Source organism: Protofrankia sp. CiP1_Cm_nod4 (genome assembly GCF_982290645.1).
In genome coordinates this window covers 18,210-20,901 of record NZ_CEVIVC010000086.1, presented here as the reverse complement: position 1 = coordinate 20,901, position 2,692 = coordinate 18,210, and the positions used below count along the sequence as shown (strand labels likewise).

The following is a 2,692-nucleotide window of genomic DNA, read 5'->3' as shown; positions in this document are numbered from 1 at the left end:
GGCCGGTGCGTTCGAGCAGCGGGAGCAGCGCGGCGACGGTGGTGGGTTCCCGGCGGTAGGACGCTGCCTGCTGTTCGAGTACCTCGAGGGTGAGGCCTGGGTAGAGATCGAGCTGGTCGAGGAGGAACTCGTCGGGGTGGATGGCCGCGATGTCGTAGGGCTTGAGCGTGGTTTCCGGGAAGTCGCGGAGGTTGAACGTGACCATGACCTCGGCGCCCGTGCGGACGGCGGCGGCCAGGACGTGGCGGTCCTTGGGATCGTTGGTCATGCCGTCGATGAGGTGTTCGTAGCCGGTGACGGTCGCGTCGGGGAAGTATCGGCGCATGTGGTTGATGCGCCGGTCGACGCGGTCGGCCGGGACGCCGGCGTCGACGACGTTGCGCCGCAGTTCGTCGAGGATGTCGGCTGACCACAGGGGCCGGTAGGCCTCGGCTTCGGCGAGCCGGAGCAGGGTGTCACAGAGGTAGGCCGGGTAGAGCACGCAGGCGTCGAGCAGCGCGGGGAACGTCACGGCCTCTTACCGGGTTGATGTGGGGGCCGCGGTCAGGGTGTAGAGGTCGTCCTCTTCGGCTTCGGCGGCCATCTGGTCCAGTGCCTGGCGGCGTTCCCGGCGGGTGCGGTCGCGGTAGTCGAGGATGTCGCGGAGCATGACGCGGCGGTGCCGGCCGCGCATGGTGTAGGGAATTTCACTGTCGGTCAGCAGGCGTACCAGAGTGGGGCGGGAGATATTGAGCAGGTCGGCGGCTTCCTGGGTGGTGAGCATGGTGTTGTGCGGGGCGATCGAGATCGCCAGGCCCTGGGACAGAGCGGTCACGACGTCGTGCAGGATTCCGTAGAGCTCGTCGGGGATGTCCATCTTGGAACCGTCGGGGCCGACCAGCCGTGCGCGTGCGGGCTCCTCGAGCCCGGCCAGGCGGCGGGCGAACCGGGCGAGGGTGGAGTTGTCCGCGGGTGGGAGGACTGTTCGCTCTCGAATCACGGTGGCCACGACTCCAGGCTACTTCTATTCGAAAAATCCGCAAACAGGTCGCGGCTGGGTGGAGGTCGCGCGCGGAGACCGGCCGCAGGTCGCCCGCGGCCCGCGGTCGCAACGGGTGACCGGTGTGCCGGCCGTCCGTCACCGGGCGGATCTGCGGATGCGACTGGAGTCCATGAAAATAGTGGATAAAAGTAACATTTTGACAACTCGCCGGAGTGGCAGTTCGTGACGTAGAGCGACCATCGTGTGATCCTGCGGGTGAGCATGATCTGCACGTCCTCGTCGGCGTCGTACCGCTCCCGGCCACGCCGCACCCGGACCGCGATCTTCTCCGCCGCGTCCAGGATGTCCGCCAGCCGCTCCTCGTCCCGCCGCACAGACAGCCGTTCAGACCGGCACAGCCTCGGCGAGCACCCGGTCACGGATACGCAGCTTCAGCCCGCCCTCGGTCGCGACCTGCGTGAACACACCCAGCAGGTCCTCCACCGCGAGCGCGAAAGCCGCCATGTCGAAGTATCCATGACCAGGCCCGACATCGATCAACAGATCCAGATCGCTGGACCCCGTGGCCTCACCACGCGCCACCGACCCGAACACCCGCACATTCCGAACCCCGAACCGACGCCCGACAGCAAGAATCTCCTCGCGATGCGCACGCACCTCGTCCGAACGTCACCGGAGGCCGCTCCCCCGCTTGCGGGCATCCCTCCCGGCTCAGGCGTCACTTAGGATCTGTAATGAAGTAACAAATGCATCCCCGGGAGCGTCTTCGCAGGTCACGGACCTACAGAAGGTTCAAGATGAACAGGTTATTTCATTCCGCCTCCTTACCTCCTGCCCGGACGGTCCGCCGGCAAACCGGGAAATACCGCTTTCGTGAACAGCGGTATCAAGCTTCACTGCCCATAGGAAGGATCGAACTCGCCGGAAGTCGACTCGGGAGTGCGCGGCCGGAGGCTGTTCGGCGTGCCGCGCATCCACCCGCTGCTGGGTGGCGGATCTCCGCTGTACTTCGAGCCGTTTGACGTCGATAGATGGTTGCAAATCACTGTAATGGGGATGCAGGTCGCGATGGTCGCCGTCGTCGGGGTGGACCTGCGTCAGCCAGGAATCCGCGCTAGCATGACTGCCATGTGATTATGCAGGAAGACGGCGGAAGGGTGAGAATTATGGCCCGTTTGTCCGAGCAGCTGGCCTACCTCTCGAGGCGTGCCAAGGCAGCCGAGGGTGCTGCGGATGCTGCCGAGGCCGAGACCCGCGAGGAGCTGGCGGCCAAAGTCGAGCAGGCTCGCGCCAACGCCGAGCGGCACGCGAGCGAGCTTCGCGAGAAGGCCTCGGACGTGACCCAGGAGGCTTCCAGTCGGTGGCGCGAGATCCAGGACCGCTGGAAGGACCACGTGAGCAAGGTGCGTGCTGAGGTCCAACAGAAGCAGACCGAGCGCGACGCCCAGCGTGCCGAGCGGCGCGCGGAGTACGCGGAGGACGACGCCGTCTGCGCGATCTCTTTCGCTATCGCCGCTGTGGAAGAAGCCGAGTACGCCGTCCTGGACGCCACCTTGGCTCGCGCCGACGCTGCGGCCGTCAGCACCTGATCCTCATCTCATTGCCCCGGATTCGGTTGGCGACGCCCTGCTCGGCTTTTGCGCGCGGGCGTGGCTCGGCCTGTAAGACCTGGCAGACATCCCGCCGTCAACGCAGGGGTGCTGTTCGCCG

The 2,692-nt window shown here is 66.3% G+C and carries 4 protein-coding genes; 1 reads left to right on the top strand and 3 read right to left on the bottom strand.

Annotated features, from left to right (window positions below; all coding sequences use genetic code 11):
- The 3 genes from AC5LSR_RS16175 to AC5LSR_RS16165 all read right to left on the bottom strand — a co-directional run.
- Nucleotides 1–511 (bottom strand): VapC50 family PIN domain-containing toxin (locus AC5LSR_RS16175; RefSeq protein WP_493468640.1); only part of this gene is annotated, 511 nt, incomplete at its 3' end.
- Between the two features lie 6 nt (nt 512–517).
- Nucleotides 518–988, bottom strand: coding sequence for a helix-turn-helix domain-containing protein (locus AC5LSR_RS16170; protein WP_250284568.1), 471 nt, complete (start codon nt 986–988; stop codon nt 518–520).
- A gap of 378 nt (nt 989–1,366) precedes the next feature.
- Nucleotides 1,367–1,576 carry a nucleotidyltransferase family protein gene (locus AC5LSR_RS16165; protein ID WP_493468639.1) on the bottom strand — a complete coding sequence of 70 codons (210 nt, stop codon included), beginning with the start codon at nt 1,574–1,576 and terminating at the stop codon, nt 1,367–1,369.
- 572 nt (nt 1,577–2,148) lie between these two features.
- On the opposite strand from AC5LSR_RS16165, the gene AC5LSR_RS16160 reads away from it, so the two are divergent.
- Nucleotides 2,149–2,571 carry a YtxH domain-containing protein gene (locus AC5LSR_RS16160; RefSeq protein WP_250292288.1) on the top strand — a complete coding sequence of 141 codons (423 nt, stop codon included), beginning with the start codon at nt 2,149–2,151 and terminating at the stop codon, nt 2,569–2,571.
- Nucleotides 2,572–2,692 lie beyond the last annotated feature (121 nt).

Excerpts from the sequence above, each read along its gene's own strand:
- AC5LSR_RS16160 (WP_250292288.1), top strand. The coding sequence starts at position 2,149 with ATGGCCCGTTTGTCCGAGCAGCTGGCCTACCTCTCGAGGCGTGCCAAG.